This is a genomic window from Cupriavidus sp. 01L43, assembly GCF_056399925.1.
Genome location: NZ_JBFTSH010000008.1, coordinates 243,549 through 260,497, shown reverse-complemented (window position 1 = coordinate 260,497; position 16,949 = coordinate 243,549). Strand labels below are relative to the sequence as shown.

Annotated in this window: 17 protein-coding genes; 10 read left to right on the top strand and 7 right to left on the bottom strand. The window is 69.4% G+C overall.

All coding sequences use genetic code 11. From position 1 onward, the window contains the following. Positions 1-348 (top strand): isochorismatase family protein (locus AC1DP9_RS16165; protein ID WP_477107882.1); only part of this gene is annotated, 348 nt, incomplete at its 5' end. On the opposite strand, the gene AC1DP9_RS16160 is transcribed toward AC1DP9_RS16165, so the two are convergent. Next, entirely contained in the window at positions 335-1,147 is an 813-nt protein-coding gene (locus AC1DP9_RS16160) for an IclR family transcriptional regulator (RefSeq protein WP_477107881.1), read from the bottom strand. The two genes, AC1DP9_RS16165 and AC1DP9_RS16160, sit on opposite strands and share 14 nt — an antisense overlap. Next, a complete protein-coding gene (locus tag AC1DP9_RS16155; protein ID WP_477107880.1) occupies positions 1,144-1,968 on the bottom strand; it encodes an IclR family transcriptional regulator in 825 nt (274 codons plus the stop codon). Before AC1DP9_RS16155 ends, AC1DP9_RS16160 begins: the two co-directional genes overlap by 4 nt. A 128-nt stretch (positions 1,969-2,096) precedes the next feature. Between AC1DP9_RS16155 and AC1DP9_RS16150 the strand changes: the two genes are divergently transcribed. From AC1DP9_RS16150 to AC1DP9_RS16125, 6 genes are all read left to right on the top strand, one after another. Beyond that, positions 2,097-3,026: a LysR family transcriptional regulator gene (locus AC1DP9_RS16150; RefSeq protein ID WP_477107879.1), complete on the top strand. Its 930-nt coding sequence runs from the start codon at positions 2,097-2,099 to the stop codon at positions 3,024-3,026. Between the two features lie 129 nt (positions 3,027-3,155). Then, the gene (locus tag AC1DP9_RS16145) at positions 3,156-4,115 is read left to right on the top strand and encodes an MBL fold metallo-hydrolase (protein WP_092291749.1); all 960 of its coding nucleotides are present in this window, start codon (positions 3,156-3,158) and stop codon (positions 4,113-4,115) included. Positions 4,116-4,118: 3 nt separating this feature from the next. Further along, positions 4,119-5,876: an FAD-dependent oxidoreductase gene (locus AC1DP9_RS16140; protein WP_477107878.1), complete on the top strand. Its 1,758-nt coding sequence runs from the start codon at positions 4,119-4,121 to the stop codon at positions 5,874-5,876. 35 nt (positions 5,877-5,911) lie between these two features. After that, a complete protein-coding gene (locus tag AC1DP9_RS16135) occupies positions 5,912-6,103 on the top strand; it encodes a DUF2783 domain-containing protein (RefSeq protein WP_092291752.1) in 192 nt (63 codons plus the stop codon). An 81-nt stretch (positions 6,104-6,184) separates the two neighbouring features. Continuing rightward, positions 6,185-6,568, top strand: coding sequence for a hypothetical protein (locus AC1DP9_RS16130; protein WP_092445234.1), 384 nt, complete (start codon positions 6,185-6,187; stop codon positions 6,566-6,568). A gap of 229 nt (positions 6,569-6,797) precedes the next feature. After that, on the top strand, positions 6,798-7,718 hold the full coding sequence (locus AC1DP9_RS16125) for a glutamate/aspartate ABC transporter substrate-binding protein (protein ID WP_454756792.1): 921 nt from the start codon (positions 6,798-6,800) through the stop codon (positions 7,716-7,718). 18 nt (positions 7,719-7,736) lie between these two features. On the opposite strand, the gene AC1DP9_RS16120 is transcribed toward AC1DP9_RS16125, so the two are convergent. Further along, a complete protein-coding gene (locus AC1DP9_RS16120; RefSeq protein ID WP_092291757.1) occupies positions 7,737-8,636 on the bottom strand; it encodes a MurR/RpiR family transcriptional regulator in 900 nt (299 codons plus the stop codon). Between the two features lie 182 nt (positions 8,637-8,818). On the opposite strand from AC1DP9_RS16120, the gene AC1DP9_RS16115 reads away from it, so the two are divergent. The 3 genes from AC1DP9_RS16115 to AC1DP9_RS16105 are packed head-to-tail and all read left to right on the top strand — an operon-like array spanning position 8,819 to position 12,264. Further along, positions 8,819-10,144, top strand: coding sequence for an aspartate aminotransferase family protein (locus tag AC1DP9_RS16115; RefSeq protein ID WP_092291759.1), 1,326 nt, complete (start codon positions 8,819-8,821; stop codon positions 10,142-10,144). 15 nt (positions 10,145-10,159) lie between these two features. Next, a complete protein-coding gene (locus tag AC1DP9_RS16110) occupies positions 10,160-11,008 on the top strand; it encodes a beta-keto acid cleavage family enzyme (RefSeq protein WP_218158018.1) in 849 nt (282 codons plus the stop codon). Between the two features lie 59 nt (positions 11,009-11,067). Further along, entirely contained in the window at positions 11,068-12,264 is a 1,197-nt protein-coding gene (locus tag AC1DP9_RS16105; RefSeq protein WP_477107877.1) for a pyridoxal phosphate-dependent aminotransferase, read from the top strand. 132 nt (positions 12,265-12,396) lie between these two features. On the opposite strand, the gene AC1DP9_RS16100 is transcribed toward AC1DP9_RS16105, so the two are convergent. Genes AC1DP9_RS16100 through AC1DP9_RS16085 form a run of 4 tightly spaced genes read right to left on the bottom strand, consistent with a single transcriptional unit; the run spans position 12,397 to position 16,933 of the window. Then, a complete protein-coding gene (locus tag AC1DP9_RS16100; RefSeq protein WP_477107876.1) occupies positions 12,397-13,821 on the bottom strand; it encodes an efflux transporter outer membrane subunit in 1,425 nt (474 codons plus the stop codon). A gap of 9 nt (positions 13,822-13,830) precedes the next feature. Beyond that, a complete protein-coding gene (locus AC1DP9_RS16095; RefSeq protein WP_441591645.1) occupies positions 13,831-14,973 on the bottom strand; it encodes an ABC transporter permease in 1,143 nt (380 codons plus the stop codon). Continuing rightward, entirely contained in the window at positions 14,970-15,956 is a 987-nt protein-coding gene (locus AC1DP9_RS16090; protein ID WP_441591647.1) for an ABC transporter ATP-binding protein, read from the bottom strand. The genes AC1DP9_RS16095 and AC1DP9_RS16090 overlap by 4 nt, the downstream gene beginning before the upstream one ends. Beyond that, a complete protein-coding gene (locus AC1DP9_RS16085) occupies positions 15,953-16,933 on the bottom strand; it encodes an HlyD family secretion protein (RefSeq protein ID WP_477107875.1) in 981 nt (326 codons plus the stop codon). Before AC1DP9_RS16085 ends, AC1DP9_RS16090 begins: the two co-directional genes overlap by 4 nt. Positions 16,934-16,949: the final 16 nt, after the last annotated feature.

Below are 16,949 nucleotides of genomic sequence, written 5' to 3'. Positions count from 1 at the left end.
TGCAACACGACCTTCGCCCTGAGCGCGATGCTGGAAGGTGACTACGAGATCTACATGGTGGCCGACGCCTCGGGCGGCACGACCAAGGAAGCGCACGACTACGCCATGCAGCGCATGATCCAGGCCGGTGTGGTGCCGGTGACGTGGCAGCAGGTGCTGCTGGAATGGCAGCGCGACTGGAAGAACAAGGAAACCTACGACGCCGTGACCGGCCTGGCCAAGCAACACTCGGGCGCCTACGGCATGGGCATCGACTACGCCTACACGATGGTCCACAAGGCTGCGCAGCGCACGCAGACGCCGCACGCGTCGATCGCCCCGGTGCATGCGCCGGTCATCGAGCGCTGATCGTCGGCCCCATCCCGGGCGCCCCGAACCGCCAGGACAGCCGCTGCGCGGCCTGGCGGACCAGTGCGGCGGTGTCGCTGTCCGTGGCGCTGTCGAAGCTGCCGCTGCTGCCCATCACCGCAATGACGATGGCCAGCGCCCCGGTATGGTCGAAGACCGGCGCGGCCAGCGTGTCGATGCCGGGCACCGGCTTGCTGACGGCGTTGTCGATCCCTGTCGCTTTCACTGCCTTCAGCCGGTTGGCATAACCCGCCGGCGTCCCGCCCGGGGTGCCGGCCATGCGGATGGCGTCCTGCGCCAGCGCGCCGGCCAGTACATCGGCCGGCAGATGGGCGGCGAAGGTCCGCCCGATCGCCGTGTTGACCATCGACAACACCGTGCCAACCCGCAGGCTCACATGCTGGGGTCGCGCCGCTTCCTCCAGCCGGATCACGGTGGGCCCCAGCGGGCCAAGCACCGCCATCGCCACAGACAACCCGGTGGCATGGGCCAGGGCGATGATCTCCGGCTCGGCCTCCCGGGTGGGCGACAGCCGCTGCAGCGCCACCAGCCCCAAATCCAGGCTCAACGCCCCGGCCACGAAATCCCCCGATGCATTGCGCGACAGCAGCCCGATCTTCTGCAGGCTGACCAGATGCGGAAACGCCTTGGCCGGCACCATGCCGGCCGCGCGCGCCAGTTCGCCCAGCGGCAGGGGCCGTCCGGCCGCGACCAGTGCCATCAGCAGCTGCCCCGTGTTGTCGAGCGACTGGATGCCGCGCTGCGGCTTGGCGCCGCCGGGGAGCGTGTCGTCGTTCATGCGGGCGCCTTGTCGATGTTGACGGCGATGGCGGAGGCGATGTCCTCCGCGGCGTCGCGCAGGGCGGCGGCCACCGGGCCGGTCCAGTCCACGTCGATGCCGCCCGTGGAGCCGATCACCGTCAGCACCAGCCGTAGCGCGCCATCGCCATCCCGCAACGGCACGGCGAGGCTGCTCACGGCGGGGCTGGGCGAGTCGATGCTGCGCTCCATGCCGCGCGCGCGGATGTCCTCTAGCTGATGCAGGAAGGCGGGCAGGTCGGCGCCCTGCGGATGCTGCCGCGCCCAGATGTCCTGCCAGTGCCCGGGCGGCTGGAACGCGCAGTAGGTGCGGCCGGTGGCCGTGGCGGCGAGCGCCATGACCGTGCCGACGTGCAGGTTCACATGCAGCGGCGTGCCGGCGTGGGCGTAATGGACGATGGTCGGCCCCTGTGGCGTAGGCAGGCTGATCGCCACGCTGAAGCCGATGCGCGCGGCCAGCGCCTGCACGCGCGGCACGGCGGCGCGATAGGCCGGATCGTGGTCGAGGTGGAGCATGCCGAGCCGCAGCGCCAGCGGGCCGGGCTCGTAGTAACCGTCGATATGGTCGCGCTTGATCAGCCCGAGCCGCGTCAGGCTGACCAGATAGGTGTGCGCCTGCGCCGGCGCCAGTTGGGCGGCGGCGGCGAGGTCGGCCAGCGACATCGGCCGGCGCGCGTCGGCCAGCGCCCGCAGCACGCGGCCGCCCACCTCCACGCTCTGGATGCCGCGCTGCGTGCGCTCGGTGCTGTCGGCGCTATCGGTACTGTCGATGCTGTCGATGCTGTCGATGGGTGGGGCCATGCGGCGTCTGCCCGGGGTCCATGCTGGGGAAGCCCAGATAGTAATGGAATCCCTCCGGGAAACCATCCGCAGATCATGCCGCCCGGCGTACCATGCCTGCTTCATTGACAACCAGAGGTTGGCAACGCATGGACAAGGCCAGGGTGTTGACGCTGTTCCTGGGCGTGGTGCGCGCCAAGAGCTTCGCGCGGGCGGCCGTGGAGGCCGAGGTCACGCCGCAGGCGGTCAGCAAGGCAGTGCGCACGCTCGAGGAATACCTCGGCGTGCGGCTGTTCCATCGCACCACGCGCAAGCTGAGCCTGACCACCGAGGGCGCCCGGCTGTTCGAGCTGGCCGAGCCGGGCATGCGCCAGCTTGACGAGGCGCTCGAGCAGGTGCGCAGCAGCCGCAGCGAGGACGACGGCATGGTCCGCGTGACCGCGCCGCACTCGGTGGGCGCCCGCGTGCTGGTGCCGCTGATCCGGGCCTTCCGGGAGGAATACCCGGGCATCACCTTCGATGTGGTGCTCACTGACCTGTTCACCGATCTGGTCGAGGCGAAGATCGACATCGGCTTCCGCGCCGGCACCAGCCCCGGCCAGAACCTCGTCGCCCGCAAGCTGTGCGACCTGCCGCTGCTGATCTGCGCCGCCCCCGAATACCTGGCTCGCCATGGCACGCCGGACTCGCTCGACGCCCTGCGCAGCCACGCCTGCACCGGCTTCCGCCGGGCGGTCACGGGCCGGCTGCTGCCGTGGGAGCTGATGGTCGATGGCGATCTCGTCTACCTGGAGGTGCCGGCCGTGGCCACCTTCAGCGATGTGGAGACCGAGATCGAGGCGGTGCGCGCCGGCATCGGCATCGGGCAGCTACAGGCCTACATGGTGCAGGCCGATCTGGCGGCCGGTCGGCTGGTGTCGATCCTGCCCGCCTACCGCAGCAACAACGTCGGCCTCTATATGTATTACCCGCACCGCACCCACGTGCCCGCGCGGGTGCGCCGGTTCATCGACTTCGTGATGGCGGCCAGCCAGGAGACGCTGCCGGCGCTGGCCGGGGAGGGGAGTAACGGCGGGTAGGGAGTTTCCCGGACGCCGCCACAGCGGCATGCGGTCTGGCGGGTGATTTAGCAAATGACAATTCGATTTGCCATTGACTAAGATTGGTCGGCTTCCTAAGCTTGGCCTATCCCCCGTATCGAGACCGACATGGCAAAAGCATTCGCATCCCAGGCCGACCTGGAAGCCAAGCAGATCACCTTCACCCAGTTGTCCGAGAACGCCTACGCCTACACGGCCGAGGGCGACCCCAACTCGGGCGTGATCATCGGTGACGACGGCGTGCTGATCGTCGACACCACCGCCACCCCGGCGATGGCGCAGGACCTGATCGCCCGCATCCGCCAGATCACCGACAAGCCGATCAAGTACGTGGTGCTCTCGCACTATCACGCGGTGCGCGTGCTGGGCGCGTCCGCGTACTTCGCCGAAGGGGCGCAGCAGGTCATCGCCAGCCGGGGCACCTACGAGATGATCGTGGAGCGCGGCGAGGCCGACATGAAGTCCGAGATCGAGCGCTTTCCGCGCCTGTTCGCCGGCGTGGAGACCGTGCCGGGCCTGACCTGGCCGACGCTGGTCTTCGACAAGGAGATCACGCTGTTCCTCGGCAAGCTGGAGGTGCGCATTGCCCATCTGGGCGCCGGCCACACCAAGGGCGACACCGTGGTCTGGCTGCCGCAGCAGAAGGTGCTGTTTTCGGGCGATCTGGTCGAGTACGACGCGGCCTGTTACTGCGGCGACGCCCAGCTCGCCCAATGGCCGGCTACGCTCGACGCGCTGGCCGCGCTGCAGCCGCAGAAGCTGGTGCCGGGCCGCGGCCCCGCGCTGACCACGCCCGCCGATGTGGCCAAGGGCATCGCCTACACCAAGGACTTCGTCACCACGCTGCTGCAGGCCGGCAAGGAGGCCGTGGCGGACCGTATGGACCTGAAGGCCGCCATGGCGCACACGCGCAAGTCCATGGACCCGAAGTTCGGCCAGGTGTTCATCTACGAGCACTGCCTGCCGTTCGATGTCTCGCGCGCGTTCGACGAAGCCGCCGGCATCACCCATCCGCGCATCTGGACCGCCCAGCGCGACCAGGAGATGTGGGCCGCGCTGCAGGACTGAGCCATGGCCACGGACGCCATCGACCCGGATTACCAGCGCCAGCAGTACGCCTACACCCCGTGCGCGGAGCAGCGCCCGGGCCATGCCGCCGGCGCGCCGCATCCTGTGGTGGTAGTCGGGGCCGGCCCGGTCGGGCTGGCCACCGCCATCGACCTCGCCCGGCATGGCGTGCCGGTGGTGCTGATCGACGAGGACTGCACGCTCTCCACCGGCTCCCGCGCCATCTGCTTCGCCAAGCGCACGCTGGATATCTTCGACCGCCTCGGCTGCGCCGGGCGCATGGTCGAGAAGGGCGTGCGCTGGCACCTCGGCAAGGTCTTCCTGCGCGACAGCCTGGTCTACGCGTTCGACCTCCTGCCCGAGTCCGGCCACCAGCGCCCGGCCTTCATCAACCTCCAGCAGTATTACGTCGAGGGCTATCTGCTCGATCTGGCGCGCGCGCTGCCCCTGATCGACATCCGCTGGAAAAGCCGCGCGGTGAACCTGGAGTCGCGCGATGACCACGTGGCGCTGACCGTGGAGACGCCCGACGGCGGCTACACGCTGTGCGGCCGCTACGTAGTGGCTGCCGACGGCTCGCGCAGCGGCCTGCGCAAGCTGATGGGGCTGGAGAGCCACGGCCATACCTTCCGCGACCGCTTCCTGATTGCCGATGTGAAGATGGAGGCCGCGTTTCCGCCCGAGCGCTGGTTCTGGTTCGATCCGCCGTTTCATCCGAACCAGTCGGTGCTGCTGCACCGGCAACCGGACAACGTCTGGCGCATCGACTTCCAGCTCGGCTGGGATGCCGACCCGGTGCTGGAGAAAACGCCCGAGCGCGTGATCCCGCGCGTGCGGGCGCTGCTCGGCCCGGATGCGAAGTTCGAGCTGGAGTGGGTCAGCGTCTACACCTTCTCCTGCGTGCGCATGGACCGCTTCCGCCATGGCCGGGTGCTGTTCGCGGGCGATGCGGCGCATGGCGTCTCGCCGTTCGGCGCGCGCGGCGCCAACAGCGGCGTGCAGGATGCCGAGAACCTCGCCTGGAAACTCGCCTATGTGCTGGCGGGCCGCGCGCCGGACAGCCTGCTGGACTCCTACGCCAGCGAGCGCGAGTTCGCCGCCGACGAGAACATCCGCCATTCCACGCGTTCGACTGATTTCATCACCCCCAAGAGCGCCGTCAGCCGCACCTTCCGCGACGCCGTACTCACGCTGGCGCGGGACCATGGGTTTGCCCGGCAACTGGTGAACAGCGGGCGGCTCTCGGTGCCGGCGGTACTGCACGCATCGCCGCTCAATACGGCCGATGGCGACGGCGAGGCCTTCGCCGGGGCGATGGTGCCGGGCGCGGCCTGCGCCGATGCTCCGGTATGCAGCATGAGCGGTGAACCGTGGCTGCTGCCCCGGCTGGGCGACCAGTTCGTGGCGCTGATCTTCGGCGCGCCGGCCGGGCTCGATGCCGCGACCCGCCGCGCGCTGCAAGCCTTGCAGCAGGGCGCGGCGCCGCTGCGGCTGGTCTTCGTGACCGACGCGGCCATCGCCGCCTCCGCCGATCCGTGGCCCGGCGCCACCGTGGTCCGTGACGTGGAAGGGCTGGCCGCCCGCCGCTACGACGCCCGCGCGGGTACCTGCTACCTGATCCGCCCGGACCAGCACGTCTGCGCGCGCTGGCGGACGGTGGATGCGGCGCGCGTCGGCGCTGCGCTGGACCGGGCCATCGGTCAGGCGGGGCAGGGCCGGCCAGCGGTGGCCCCGGCTCCCAAGCCGATGGCGATGGCGTGACTTGCCGCCCGTCGCGACAATCAGGAGACCCGCCGATGCCCCTCAACACCGCGCCGAACCTCGCGCGCCCCGACGATTTCTACGAGGCGCTGATCGACATGCATCGCGACCTCGACGACGCCGCCAGCCAGGCCGCCAACGCCCGGCTGATCCTGCTACTGGCCAACCATATCGGCGATCACCAGACGCTGCTCGAAGCTCTCGCGCTGGCCCGCGAGGCGCCGTAGGGCACCCCCGGTCGCCCTTGGGGCCGTCCGGACGCGTTAGGCGTTACCATGGCAGCACCGACCACAGGGAAGGAGTTCGTCATGCCGAGCCGTTGCCTTGCCGCAGTGAAGTGCCATGCCGTCGTTCTCCTCGCGCTGGGTGCCTGCCTCCCGGCCTATGCCCAGAATCCGCCCCAGCCCGGCGGCACGGCCGCCATCGACAACGTGATTGGCGATGCCGTGAAGGAAGGCGAGTCGCCCTACCGCCCCATGCCGCGCCCGCCCGGCGCCGCCGCGCCCACCCAGCAGACCATCGACGACGCCGAATGCCAGCAACTGATGGCGCAGATGAACGAGACACCCAAGCGCAGCTACAAGTCAGGCGCGCCGGTGGAAAACAGCCAGGGCAACGACGTGCTGTCCGTCGAGCGCGACCGCAGCCGCCGGCAGTTGCAGAAGACGTTCAAGGAGAAGTGCGGGGCGTAGAACTGCTGCGCCGCAGCATTTCCCGGCCATCCCAACGCTGTGCCACCAACGCCCCGACCCGGGGCGTTTTTCTTTCCGGCTGCCCCGCTTGTGGCTCCCTTCTCGCTCCTTTGTTGCACCATCCCCGGGAATAACACATTTGTTTCATGGTAATCCATGATGGAACACTTGTTGCTCAATGCCTAGCATTGCAACACCTGACGCATCCATTCAAACAGGAGTGTTTTCCATGTCCAAGTCGATTTCCGTCCGCCCGGTGCTGCGCCTGATCGCTGCCGCCGCCGTCCTGGCCACCGCAGCCCCGGCCTTCGCGGTCGACGTGGCCGCCAGCCCGACGCTCACCAAGATCAAGTCGTCCGGCACGATCTCGATCGGGCACCGGACCTCGTCGATCCCGTTCTCGTACTACGACGCCAGCCAGAAGGTGATCGGCTTCTCGCAGGACATCTGCGACCGGGTGATCGATAGCGTGAAGAAGGAAGTGGGCGCGGCCAGCCTGCAGGTGCGCATGGTGCCGGTGACCTCGCAGAACCGGATCTCGCTGGTGCAGAACGGCACGGTGGACCTGGAGTGCGGCGTCACCACGAACCTCAAGTCCCGCCAGCAGCAGGTGGCGTTCTCGACCACGTTCTTCGTGGCCGGCACGCGGCTGCTGGTGAAGAAGGGCAGCCCGATCCATGACTTTGGCGATTTGTCGGGCAAGGCCGTGGTGACCAATGCCGGCACGACTTCGGAGCGGATCCTGCGCAAGCTCAACGACGAGAAGCAGGCCAATATCACCATCCAGAGCGCCAAGGACTACGGCGAGTCCTTCCTGATCCTGCAGTCGGGCCGGGTGGCCGCGTTCATGATGGATGACGTGCTGCTGTCCGGCGCCCGCACGCTGGCGCAGAACCCCGGCGACTGGACCGTGGTCGGCACGCCGCAGTCGTTCGAGGCCTACGCGTTCATGCTGCGCAAGGACGATCCCGGCTTCAAGCAGGTGGTGGACGGCGCCATCAGCGGCCTGATCAAGAGCGGCGAGATCAACACGCTGTACGCCAAATGGTTCGCCAAGCCGGTGCCGCCCAAGAACATCAGCTTCGACCTGCCGCTCAGCGAGCCGATGAAGAAGGCCTACGCCAGCCCCAACGACGAGGCGTTCGAATAAGTCCGAAAGACGGCCGGCTTAGCCGCGCTGGGCGGGCAGGTAGGCGCCGGTGCGGTGGAGCTGGCCCTCGGTCTGCTCCAGCGCGCGGATCGCACCCTTGCCCTTGCGGGCCAGCAGTTGCTCGACCAAGGCCTCGACCATCGCCACGCCAGCCGTGATCGACGGGAAGAAAGATGGGCTGTCGATGGCAAACAGCAGCGTGCAGTCCGCCTCCAGCGCGATGGGCGCCACCGTGCTGTCGGTCAGCGCCACGACCTTGCAGCCGGCCTCCCGCGCGGCGGAGGCCACGCGCAGGCTCTCCTGCGAGTACGGCGCGAAGGCGGTGACCAGCACCACGTCCTTGGCGGTCAGCGCGCGCAGCTCCATCTCCAGCGTGCCGGCGTCGCCGCGCACCAGATGCACCGAACTGCGGAACAGCCGGTAGATATAGTGGAACGTGAACGCGATCGGGAAGCACGAGCGGAAGCCGGCCACGTAGACATTGGGCGCCGCCGCGAGCAGGTCGGCGGCCTGCGGCAGCGTCTCGGCGTTGTTGGCCAGCAGAGCGTCCAGGTTGTGATGCTGCACCTCGATCATCTCGGCCAGCATCCGGTTGGAGCCGCTCTCCTTCACCACCTTGCGCGCCCGCTTGGCGTAGGGCTGCGCGCCCTGGTCGCGCATCGCCTCCATGAACAGCTCGCGCAGGCCCTGCCAGCCTTCGAACCCGAGCGACTGCGACAGCCGCACAAGTGTCGCTGGCTGCACCCCGGCGTTGGCGGCCACCTTGCGCATCGAGTGGAGCGCGATGTCGTGCGGATGGTCGAGCAGGTAGCGCGCGCCGCTCTGGAACTGCGCGCTCAGCGTCGGGAAATCGGCACGGAGCTGGGTCAGCAGGGCATCCAGCGAGAGGGGCGAGGCAGGGGTGGTGTCAGGAGACATGGGCGATGGCGGAACGCGGAATGCAACGATTGTTGCACAGGTCGGCGCCCCGTCCCCACGTCGATTGCTGGATCGAGTGTTTCTTTTTCATCGATCAATGAAACACATGTTGCAAAGAGGGTGCGCTTGTTCCTATACTCGCACCTGATCTCGGCGCCCCGCACAGGACAGCTTCTTCCATCATGACGCACGTATTCCATCGCAATCCCAAGCAAACCATGCCCGTCGCCGTTGGCGGCCAGGGGATCGAGCTGATCGACAGCACCGGCCGCCGTTACCTGGATGCCTCGGGCGGCGCGGCGGTGTCGTGCCTCGGTCACGGCCACCCGCGCGTGGTGGCGGCCATCAAGGCGCAGGTGGATACGCTTGCCTACGCCCACACCTCGTTCTTCACCACGGAAGTCTCCGAGACACTGGCGCGCACGCTGGCCGAGGCCGCGCCGGGGGATCTCGATCACGTCTACTTCGTCTCGGGCGGCTCTGAGGCCGTGGAGGCGGCGCTGAAGCTCGCGCGCCAGTATTTCGTCGAGACCGGCCAGCCGGCGCGCCGCCACTTCATCGCGCGCCGCCAGAGCTACCACGGCAACACGCTCGGCGCGCTGGCGATTGGCGGCAACGCGTGGCGGCGCGAGCCGTTCCTGCCGCTGCTGGTGCCCGCCCACCATGTGTCGCCGTGCTATGCGTACCGCGACCAGGCCGCCGGCGAGACGGACGCCCAGTATGCGCAACGGCTGGCGGACGAACTCGAAGCCAAGATCCTCGAACTGGGGCCGGAGAGCGTGGCCGCCTTCGTCGCCGAAACCGTGGTCGGCGCCACGGCCGGCGCGGTGCCGCCGGTGGGCGACTACCTGAAGCGCATCCGCGCCGTGTGCGACAAGTACGGCGTGCTGCTGATCCTCGACGAGGTGATGTCGGGCATGGGCCGCACCGGCCACCTGTTCGCCTGCGCGGAAGACGGCGTGGTGCCGGACATCGTCACCATCGCCAAGGGCCTCGGCGCCGGCTACCAGCCGATTGGCGCGATGATGTCCACGCGCCGCATCTACGAGGCCATCGTCGGCGGCAGCGGTTTCTTCCAGCACGGCCATACCTATATCGGCCACGCCACGGCCTGCGCGGCGGCGCTCGCCGTGCAGCAGACCATCGCCGAGGACAATCTGCTCGATAACGTGCTGGCGCGTGGCGAGCAGTTGCGCGCGCGGCTGCGCGAGGCGCTGGGCGATCATCCGAATCTGGGCGATGTGCGTGGGCGCGGGCTGTTCGTCGGCGTGGAGTTCGTGGCCGACCGCGCCACCCAGGCCACGCTCGACCCGGCCCGCAAGACCCACGCGGCGCTCAAGCGCACGTGCATGGCGCACGGCGTGCTGGTCTATCCGATGGGCGGCACCGTCGATGGCGTGCACGGCGATCATGTGCTGTTTGCGCCGCCTTTCATCTGCACGGCGGCGGACATCGACAATATCGTGGACCGTTTCGCGCAGGCCGTGCGCGTGGTCCTGCCCGCTTGAGATTGAGATACCCCCATGACTGAAGACATCCTGCGCCGTCCCTTCGCGCTGGCCGTGGCGCCCAACGGCGCCCGCAAGACCCACGCGGATCACGCGCGGCTGCCCATGACCCCGGACGAGCTGGCGCAATGCGCCCGCGAATGCGTGGAGGCCGGCGCCGCCATGATCCACCTGCACGTGCGTCGCGCCGATGGCACGCACAGCCTGGAGGTGGCCGACTACGCGCCGGCCATCGCGGCGGTGCGGCAGGCCGTGGGCGACGCGCTGGTCCTGCAACTGACCACCGAGGCCGTCGGCATTTACCAGCCGGCCCAGCAGATCGCCACCGTCCGTGCGCTGCGCCCCGAGGCGGCGTCCGTGGCCGTGCGCGAACTGGTGCCGGACCCCGCCGCGCTGCCGGTCGCCGCCGAGTTCTTCGGCTGGATGCACCGCGAGCACGTGGTGGCCCAGTACATCCTCTACGACGCCGCCGACGTGCACCGCTACGCCGCGCTGCGCGAAAGCGGGGCGATCCCGGCCGGGCGCCACTGGGTGCTGTTCGTGCTGGGCCGCTATTCGGCGGGACAGAAGTCGACGCCGGCGGACCTGCTGCCGTTCCTCGCCGCGTGGCGCGAGACCGGCCTGGAAGGCACCGGCGTGGAATGGGCCGTCTGCGCGTTCGGCAAGCAGGAAGCCGACTGCGCGGCCACCGCCGTGATGCTCGGCGGCCACGCGCGCATCGGCTTCGAAAACAACATGGCCCTGCCGGATGGCGCTACGGCGCCGGACAATGCGGCGCTGCTGCGCGCCGTGGCGTCGCCGCTGGGCGGGCTGGGCTATGGGGCGATGACGGCCGCGCAACTGCGCGAGCGGTTCGCAGACTGACGACTTTCGCCGTTTCCGCTACGCTGGCGGCTTCATCGTCCCTCACCCCCGGAGCACCGATGTCCCAGCCGCCTGTTTCCCCTGCCACCGCGCCGCTGGCGCGAGACACCGTGCGCGGCTTGCGCGCGTCGCGCATCCGCGAGGTGGCCAACGCGGGCATCGGCCTGCCCGATGTACTGCCGTTCTGGTTCGGCGAGTCGGATCAGGTCACGCCGGCATTTATCCGGGATGCCGCCAGCCAGGCGCTGGCGTCCGGCGCCACGTTCTACACCCACAACCTCGGCATTCCGCCGCTGCGCGCCGCGCTGGCCGGCTATGTGAGCCGCCTGCATGGCGACACGCCGGTCGGCAACGTGGCCGTGACCAGCGCCGGCGTCAACGCGCTGATGCTGGCCGCCCAACTCGTCACCGGCCCCGGCGACCGCGTGGTGGCCGTGACGCCGCTCTGGCCCAACCTCGTCGAGATCCCGCGCATCCTCGGCGCCACGGTGGAGACGGTGACGCTGGACTACGGCCCACACGGCTGGGCGCTCGACCTGGACAAGCTGCTCGCCGCGCTGACGCCGGGCACGCGCGCGGTGATGATCAATTCGCCGAACAATCCCACCGGCTGGGTCATGCCGCGCGCCGCCCAGCAGGCCGTGTTCGACCACTGCCAGCGGCACGGCATCTGGATCATCGCCGACGAGGTCTACGAACGGCTCTACTACGGCCCGGAAGGGACCATCGCGCCGTCCTTCCTCGACATCGCCCCGCGCGAGGCTCGCGTGATTGCCGTCAATTCGTTCTCCAAGGCATGGCTGATGACCGGCTGGCGCCTCGGCTGGATGGTGCTGCCGGCGGCGCTGATGGACGACCTCGGCAAGCTGGTGGAATACAACACCTCCTGCGCGCCGTCCTTCGTGCAGGAGGCCGGCGTGGTGGCGGTGACCGAAGGCGAGGCGTTCACGCAGGATCTGGTGCAGCGCCTGCGCGGCGCGCGCGATCACCTCGTGGGCGCACTGTCGGCGCTCCCGGGCGTGGACGCCCACGCCCCGGAAGGCGCGATGTACGTCTTCTTCAAGCTGGCCGGCGCGACGGACAGCCTCGCGCTCTGCAAGCAACTGGTGCGCGAAGCCCACCTCGGCCTGGCCCCCGGCAGCGCGTTCGGGGATGAGGGCGAGGGCTTCGTGCGCTGGTGCTATGCGTGTGACGTGGAGCGGCTGGATGAGGGGGTTCGGCGGTTGAGGGGGTTTTTGGCGGCTGGACTTCGCTGAAGCGCTGGCCCTCTCCCCCGGCCCCTCTCCCAGAGGGAGAGGGGAGCTAACCGAGGGCCTATCAAAGGCTGTCTGGGGTCTCCCCTCGCCCGCTTGCGGGAGAGGGGCCGGGGGAGAGGGCAGGCGTGTCAGTCACTCCCACCCCCCGCCCAGCGCCTGCATCAGTGCCGCCGAGTCCGCCAGCCTTGCGGCGGTGGCCTGGGACAGGTCGAGGGCGGCCTGGCGGGATTGGCGCTCGGCGTCCAGCAGGGTGAACTGGCTGACGCCGCCGAGCCGGTATTGCTCCGTGACGATGGCCAGCGTGCCGCGCGTCTGGCGGGCATTGTCCTCGCGGGCCTGGAGCGTGGCGGCGTCGGCGTCGAGCGCGCGCAGGGTATCGGCCACGTTCTGCAGGCCTTGCAGCACCGCCTGCTGGTAGGCGCCGAGCGACTGCTCGTAGGCCGCCTCCTTGGCCCGCTTGCGGGCGCGCAGCTCGCCGCCATGGAACACGGGCTGGACCACGCCGGCCGCCAGGCTCCACACATTCATGCTGCTGAACAGGTCGCGCGCGCGCATCTCCTGCGTGCCGCCGCTGGCCGTCAGCGTGATCTGCGGATAGAGGTTGGCCGTGGCCACGCCGATATCGGCCGATGCCTGATGCAGCAGCGCCTCCGCCGCGCGGATGTCGGGGCGGCGGCGGGCCAGTTCGGCGGGCAGGCTGACGGGCAGGGTCTCGGGCAGGGTCAGGTCGGCGAGGCCGAATTCGGGCAACTGCGCGCTGGCCGGGGTCTGGCCGATGTAGACAGCCAGCTGGTGGCGCGTGACATCGATCTGCTGGGAGAGGCCCGGAATCAGCGCCTGCGTCTGCGCCAGTTCGGCCTGCTGGCGCTGCACGTCCACGCGCGCCACGCCGCCTACCTTGAGGCGCTCGGTCATGATGCCGAGCTGGCGGCGCTGCGCGTCGGCCATCGCCACGGTATCGGCCAGCTGGGCGCGCAGCCCGGCTTCGCGGATCGCCGCCGTCACCACATTGGCGGCCAGCGAGAGCCGCGCGGCCTCGAGTTCGTAGCGCTGGTAATCGACAGCCGCCTGCAGGCCTTCGAGTTCGCGCCGCTGCCCGCCGAAGAGGTCCAGCGCGTAGGAGACCTGCACGCTCGCGTTGTAGAGCGTGAAGGGGCCGGGGCTGGGAAACTGGGTGATGCCGACCGAGGTCAGGTCCACCTGCTGGCGCGTGGCGTTGAGCGAGGCATCGACAGTGGGAAACCGCGTGGCGCCGGTGCGCGCGTTGAGGTTCTCCTGCGCCTCCCGCAGCCGCGCGCGGGCCTGCGTGAGCGTGGGGCTGGCTTCCAGCGCGGCGCGCACGGTGGCGTCGAGCTTGTCGCTGCCGAACAGGGTCCACCATTGCTGGGGCGGGTCGCCGGGCACGAAGGACTGGGACTTGCCCAGGGCCGGCACGGTCGCCACCGGCTGGGGCCCCGGCGTGTAGCGCGCGTCGGGCACGGCATCGGGGGACTTGAAATCGGGGCCGACCGCGCAGCCGGCCAGCGAGAGCAACAGGACAAGCGAGAAGACTCGCATGGCATCCCCTCAGTCGAGCGTGCGCTTGTAGAAGCGCACCGCGATGGTCATGACGATGGCCGTGAACAGCGCCACCGGCCAGACGTTCGGCCACAACTCCAGCCAGCCGCTGCCCTTGAGCAGGATGCTGCGGATCATCCGGTTGAAGTAGGTCATCGGCAGCACGTTGCCGATCCACTGCGCCCACGTCGGCATCCCGGCGAACGGGAACATGAAGCCGGACAGCAGGATGTTGGGCAGGAAGTAGAAGAACGTGAGCTGCACCGCCTGGAGCTGGTTCTTGGCCAGCGAGGACAGCGTGATGCCCACCGTCAGGTTGGCCGCGATGAACAGCAGCGCCGCCAGGTACACGCCCACCACCGAGCCGAGAAAGGGCACCTGGAACACATAACGCGCCGCCAGCAGGATGATGGTGGACTGGATCAGGCCGATGAAGATGTACGGCACGATCTTGCCGGAGATGACCTCCAGCGGCTGCACCGGCGTGGCGAGCAGGTTCTCCATCGTGCCGCGCTCGCGTTCGCGGGTCATCGCCAGGCCGGTCATCATCACCATCGTCATGGTCAGGATCACGCCCATCAGGCCCGGGACGATGTTGTACTGGGTGATGCCCTCGGGGTTGTAGAGGCGCTGCACGTTGACGTCGAAGGCGGGTTTGCCGCCGGCCAGCGGGGCCAGCGCGCCCTTGAGGTCGATGCGCGCCACGCTGACCGGCAGCTGCGCCAGTGCGCCGATCGCCGGGCCGGTGGCCGAGGGGTCGGTGGCGTCGGCCTCGACCAGGATCTCGGGGCGCTCGCCGCGCAGCAGCTTGCGCGAGAAATCGGTGGGGATGCTGACCACGAACTGCACGTCGCCGCGCAGCAGCGCCTCGCGCCCGGCGGCCTCGTCCGGCAGGGTGCGCACCACGCGGAAATAGGTGGTGTTCTCCAGCGCGTGGACGAAGGTGCGCGAGAAGTCGCTATGTTCGGCGACGATCACCGCAGTCGGCATATGGCGCGGGTCGCTGTTGATGGCGAAGCCGAACAGCAGCAGCTGCATGATCGGCAGGCCGACGATCATGCCGAAGGTGATGCGGTCGCGCCGCAGCTGCAGGAACTCCTTCAGCACGATGCTCCACCAGCGCTGGACGGAGAAGCGGGCGTTGGCGCTCACGATTGCCCCTTCGCTGGCTTGGCGGACTTGCCCGGCTGCGCGGCCATGTTGTCCTGCGCGCCGCTCATCATGTGGATGAACACGTCCTCCAGGCTGGTTTCGGTCAGGTGGATGCGGTGATGCGCGCCGGCGTAGCGCTTCAGCGTCTGCTCGAGCTGGCCGGCGTCCTTGCCGGTGACGTGCAGCGCCGTGCCGAAGGCCACGGTCTGGTCCACGCCGGGCTGGCCCTGCAGCTGGGCGGAGAGCGCGGCGAGGTCATCGCCCTCCACGCTCCACGTGGCCAGGTCCTGGCTGGCCACCACCTCCGCCGACGTGCCCTGCGCCAGCAGCCGGCCATAGGCGATATAGGCGAGCTTGTGGCAGCGCTCGGCCTCATCCATATAGTGCGTGCTGACCAGCACCGAGATGCCGCGCGCGGCGAGCTGGTGGAGCTGCTCCCAGAAGTCGCGCCGGGCCTTGGGATCGACGCCAGCGGTGGGTTCGTCGAGCAGCAGCAGCTGGGGTTCGTGCAGCAGGCACGCCGCCAGCGCCAGCCGCTGCTTCCATCCGCCCGACAGCGAGCCGGCGAGCTGCGCGGCACGCGATTGCAGGCCGAGGTCTTCCAGCGCGCGGTCCACGGCCTCGCGGCGATTGGGCATGGCGTAGACGCGGGCGACGAAGTCGAGGTTCTCGCGGATCGACAGGTCTTCCCAGTAGGAAAAGCGCTGCGTCATATAGCCGACGTTGCGCTTGATCTCGGCGGCCTGCTTCAGGATGTCGAAGCCCAGGCAGGTGCCCGAGCCCGAGTCCGGCGTCAGCAGCCCGCACATCATGCGGATGGAGGTGGTCTTGCCGCTGCCGTTCGGGCCGAGGAAGCCGAAGATCTCGCCGCGCGCCACCTGCATGGTCAGGTCGTTGACCACGTGCTTGTCGCCGAAGCGCTTGTTCAGCCCCTTGACGTCGATCGCCAGCGCGCCGTTGGCGCGATCCTCGGTGCCGTTCATGACTGCGCCACCTCCACGGGCTGGCCGGGGCGCAGCTTGGGGGCGTCCTCGGGCGTGGGGCGGGCCTCGATCAGGAAGACCAGCTTGCGGCGCGTTTCGTTGCTGTAGATGACGGGCGGCGTGAACTCGGCCTCGTTCGACACATAGGTGATCTTCGCTGCGACAGGCGCCGCGCAGCCGTCGCAGCGGATCTGCACCGACTGGCCGTTCTTCAGCGCGCCCACCGCCGCCTCGGGCACGTAGAAGCGCACCTTGACGTTGCCGGGCGGCAGCATGCGCACCACGGGGCTGCCGGCAGGCACCCATTCGCCGGGGCGGTAGGGCACGTCGTAGACCAGTCCGGCCGCCGTGGCGTTGACCGACTTGCGCGAGAGCTTCCATTCGGCCTGCGCCAGCGCGGCACGCGCGGCCTCTACCTGGGCCTGCTGGGCGGCGAGCTGGTCCTTGCGGCCGGGCAGGCGGGCCACGTCGATGTCCCGTTGCAGTTCGCGCACGCGCGCCGCGTCCGCATCGGCGGTGGCGCGGGTCTCGTCCAGCTGCGCGCGGGAGATGCCGCCGATCTCGAACTGCGCCTCGTCGCGCTTGCGCTGGGCCGCACTGCGCGTGGCCTGGGCGCGGGCCTGCGCGAGCTGGGCCTGGTTCACGGCCACTTCCACGGGCCGCTTGCCGATCTGGATATCGGCCAGTTGCGCCTCGGCCACGCGCACCTGCTCGGCGGCCTGCTGGCGCGCGGCGCGTTCGTCGTCGGATTCGAGCACGAACAACGGCGCGCCGTCGGCGACCTGCTGGCCGCGATCGACGGTCAGCTTTTCCAGCCGCCCCGCGAAGGGCGACGCCACGGCGACGAATTCGCCCTCGACATAGCCTTGCCAGGTGACGGGCTTGTCGTTGCTGCAGGCGGCCAGCGCGGCGCAGGCGGCGAGCAGGAGGCACTGCAGGAGGCACTGCAGGAGGCACTGCGGAAGGCGGGAGGGCATGCGCGGCTCCATGGCG

What these genes read in the sequence shown, in the direction of transcription:
- AC1DP9_RS16160 (WP_477107881.1), bottom strand. Translation starts at nt 1,147, where the DNA reads ATGAACGACGACACGCTCCCCGGCGGCGCCAAGCCGCAGCGCGGCATC.
- AC1DP9_RS16155 (WP_477107880.1), bottom strand. Translation starts at nt 1,968, where the DNA reads ATGGCCCCACCCATCGACAGCATCGACAGCATCGACAGTACCGATAGC.
- AC1DP9_RS16150 (WP_477107879.1), top strand. Translation starts at nt 2,097, where the DNA reads ATGGACAAGGCCAGGGTGTTGACGCTGTTCCTGGGCGTGGTGCGCGCC.
- AC1DP9_RS16145 (WP_092291749.1), top strand. Translation starts at nt 3,156, where the DNA reads ATGGCAAAAGCATTCGCATCCCAGGCCGACCTGGAAGCCAAGCAGATC.
- AC1DP9_RS16140 (WP_477107878.1), top strand. Translation starts at nt 4,119, where the DNA reads ATGGCCACGGACGCCATCGACCCGGATTACCAGCGCCAGCAGTACGCC.
- AC1DP9_RS16135 (WP_092291752.1), top strand. Translation starts at nt 5,912, where the DNA reads ATGCCCCTCAACACCGCGCCGAACCTCGCGCGCCCCGACGATTTCTAC.
- AC1DP9_RS16130 (WP_092445234.1), top strand. Translation starts at nt 6,185, where the DNA reads ATGCCGAGCCGTTGCCTTGCCGCAGTGAAGTGCCATGCCGTCGTTCTC.
- AC1DP9_RS16125 (WP_454756792.1), top strand. Translation starts at nt 6,798, where the DNA reads ATGTCCAAGTCGATTTCCGTCCGCCCGGTGCTGCGCCTGATCGCTGCC.
- AC1DP9_RS16120 (WP_092291757.1), bottom strand. Translation starts at nt 8,636, where the DNA reads ATGTCTCCTGACACCACCCCTGCCTCGCCCCTCTCGCTGGATGCCCTG.
- AC1DP9_RS16115 (WP_092291759.1), top strand. Translation starts at nt 8,819, where the DNA reads ATGACGCACGTATTCCATCGCAATCCCAAGCAAACCATGCCCGTCGCC.
- AC1DP9_RS16110 (WP_218158018.1), top strand. Translation starts at nt 10,160, where the DNA reads ATGACTGAAGACATCCTGCGCCGTCCCTTCGCGCTGGCCGTGGCGCCC.
- AC1DP9_RS16105 (WP_477107877.1), top strand. Translation starts at nt 11,068, where the DNA reads ATGTCCCAGCCGCCTGTTTCCCCTGCCACCGCGCCGCTGGCGCGAGAC.
- AC1DP9_RS16100 (WP_477107876.1), bottom strand. Translation starts at nt 13,821, where the DNA reads ATGCGAGTCTTCTCGCTTGTCCTGTTGCTCTCGCTGGCCGGCTGCGCG.
- AC1DP9_RS16090 (WP_441591647.1), bottom strand. Translation starts at nt 15,956, where the DNA reads ATGAACGGCACCGAGGATCGCGCCAACGGCGCGCTGGCGATCGACGTC.
- AC1DP9_RS16085 (WP_477107875.1), bottom strand. Translation starts at nt 16,933, where the DNA reads ATGCCCTCCCGCCTTCCGCAGTGCCTCCTGCAGTGCCTCCTGCAGTGC.